This window comes from Desulfocicer niacini, assembly GCF_054657595.1.
Genome location: NZ_BAAHYK010000123.1, coordinates 1 through 2,425, shown reverse-complemented (window position 1 = coordinate 2,425; position 2,425 = coordinate 1). Strand labels below are relative to the sequence as shown.

At 49.2% G+C, this 2,425-nt stretch carries 2 protein-coding genes; both read left to right on the top strand.

Annotated features, from left to right (window positions below; translation table 11 throughout):
* Nucleotides 1-152 precede the first annotated feature (152 nt).
* The gene (locus ACYQ2M_RS24960) at nucleotides 153-1,175 is read left to right on the top strand and encodes a Nif3-like dinuclear metal center hexameric protein (protein ID WP_459919118.1); all 1,023 of its coding nucleotides are present in this window, start codon (nucleotides 153-155) and stop codon (nucleotides 1,173-1,175) included.
* A 13-nt stretch (nucleotides 1,176-1,188) separates the two neighbouring features.
* Nucleotides 1,189-2,271, top strand: a complete 1,083-nt coding sequence (locus ACYQ2M_RS24955; protein ID WP_459919117.1) for a hypothetical protein — start codon at nucleotides 1,189-1,191, stop codon at nucleotides 2,269-2,271.
* Nucleotides 2,272-2,425 lie beyond the last annotated feature (154 nt).

Genomic DNA, 2,425 nt, shown 5'->3' with positions numbered 1-2,425 from the left:
CGGGGGAGGGGCTCTGCTGAGGCAAACTTGAAGGCTACCTTTTCATATAACTGCCACGGGCAGGCCGTATTCTTATCCGGCTCTGCCCACAACGAAGCATGAAAGAGTGTTAAGCCTATCTACTCTTTCTTATAAAAAAAGGAGAAAGAAGGATGAAAGAGCATATTATTGTAAGGGATTTGGAAAAGGCGCTGGATGTGATTACCGGGGGGCGGGTCATTGGTTCGGGGGATGCGGCAACCGGCAGGAATCCCTTTGTGGTGACCAAATCGTCGGATATTCCGGGAAAGGCCGTCACGGAAACCCCGGGCCTTGTGGTGGGTAATCCTGATCAGCCGGTCAGAAAAGTGGCCGTGATGATGACGCTGACGGAAAGTGCCATTGAACTTGCCGGTGCTTCAGGTGTTGATGCCATTGTGGCCCATCATCCCGTTGCCGATGGTGCCAGCTCCGGCGGGGTATTGCTTCGAACCTATCTTGGACTCTACAATCTGGCTGTGCTGGAGCTTCATGAGGCATTTCACGGTCTTCATCCGGGAATTGCATATCTTCACGGTCACGATGCTTCTTTTGTCGATATTAAATACAGCCATATACCGGGAAATATACTGTTTGTGGGCACGCCTGTTCAAGGGGTGAAAACCTTGGGAGACATGCTGTCAAGGCTGGATACTTTTATGGATCTGGAGACCGAAAAGAGACTTCTTAAACAAGAAAAAAGGGTACGCAATTGTCAGGATATTGAAGAGACCGCTGTCTGTACAAGGGGAATCATTCTTGAGGGCAGTCCCGGCAATCCCGTGAACAAGGTAATGCATATTTTTCCCCACACCGGCTTTACGCCGGAGCATATGGAACGTGTATTGGGCCAGCATCCGGGTGTGGATACGGTGCTTGCAACCATCTCCAGGGTGTTCCCCGACCATGATCTGGTTAAAAAAGCAAAAGAGCTGGGACTCAATTTCATCGTCGGCAATTCCCATGCCCTTGAAATCATGGAGAACGGGCTTCCCCTTGCCAGGGCCATCAGCATGCTTTTACCTCAAATTGAGGTGGTTATATTCAAAGAACGCATGACCAGTATACCCATAGATTCATTCGGAGGTCCGAAAGCCCAGGCGTATGCCAAACATATGGCAGAGACCTATCTGGTAAAAAAAGAACATAAACAATAAGGAGGAGCACAAAATGAATGAAATTGCTGCACAAGTAAAACCTGGAAAGAAACTTCGCAAGATTGAGATTGTCGGGTTGATTCTGGTCGTCCTCTCGTTGTTAGGACTGATTTTTAACCCCCAGTTTATATCGGGTATTTTTGATGCCATGCTGAACAAAGCCTACCCCATTATGGTCAAGGTGTTTCTCACGGGAAAAGTAGGCGTTGCCATCATTATCAGCGTGCTCATCGGCCGTATCCTGGAACGCTTTGGTTTCACTGACGCGTTGATGCGAATTTTTTTGCCCATCACCCGGGTCATCGGAGTCAACTCATCGGTCATCGTACCGTCGGTCTATAATATTCTTGGCGATATAAATGCGGCCGGAAGAATTGCCGGTCCCATCCTGGTCAAAGCAGGGGCCACCAAAGATGAACAAAAAATCGCCATCTGCACCATGGTTCAGTCCCAGCAATCCTTTTCCACCTTCATGTTCTGTATTATCGCCCTTACCGCCATCCAGGCCAATGTGTTTGTGGTGATTGCACTTTCCGTGTTTGCCCCTCTCTTTATTGTTCCGGGCCTGCTCAAACTGACCATTTGGAGGGATACAAAGGCAGTGCCTCTTGAAGAGATGCCCTCCTTTACACCGGATACCGGCGTGCTGCCAACCATATTTGGTGCAGCCAAAGAGGGAGCAGAATTGCTTTTCCTGTTGATTATACCGGCGGTTGGAGTGATTTTTGCCTTGATCGGCGCTTTGGAGTTCATCGGAGTATGGCACCCCATTGAAAGCGGCCTAACCTCTCTTTTGTCAACCCTCTCCATTGATCCCAAAAGTGGTATTGTAAGCATTTTAGCCTCTCCGACCCTGGCCACTGCCCAACTTAAAGATGCTGTAGCGACTCTTCCCCCTCAATTGGTTATCGGGTCTGTTGTGCTTGCAGCGTCTGGATTTCCCCTGTCAGTCATCTTTGGTCAGATCCCTGCCATCTGGTCGGATGCCACTGATTTAACCCACATGGAAGCCATGGGTGCGGCAGTGCTGGGTGCGGCCATGAGGTTGATTACCGCCGGTGCCGTTGCCACCTTTCTTACCCCGTTTTTATTATAACCGCGCCGGTCATAAGTTTTCAGATTCGCCGTTTATAAGAAAGAGTAGATAAGCCTAACACGCTTTTATGCTTACTTGTGGGCAGAACGAGATCAAAATGAGATCTGCCCGTGGCAGTTATATGAAAAGGTAGCCTTCAAGTCTACCTCAGCAG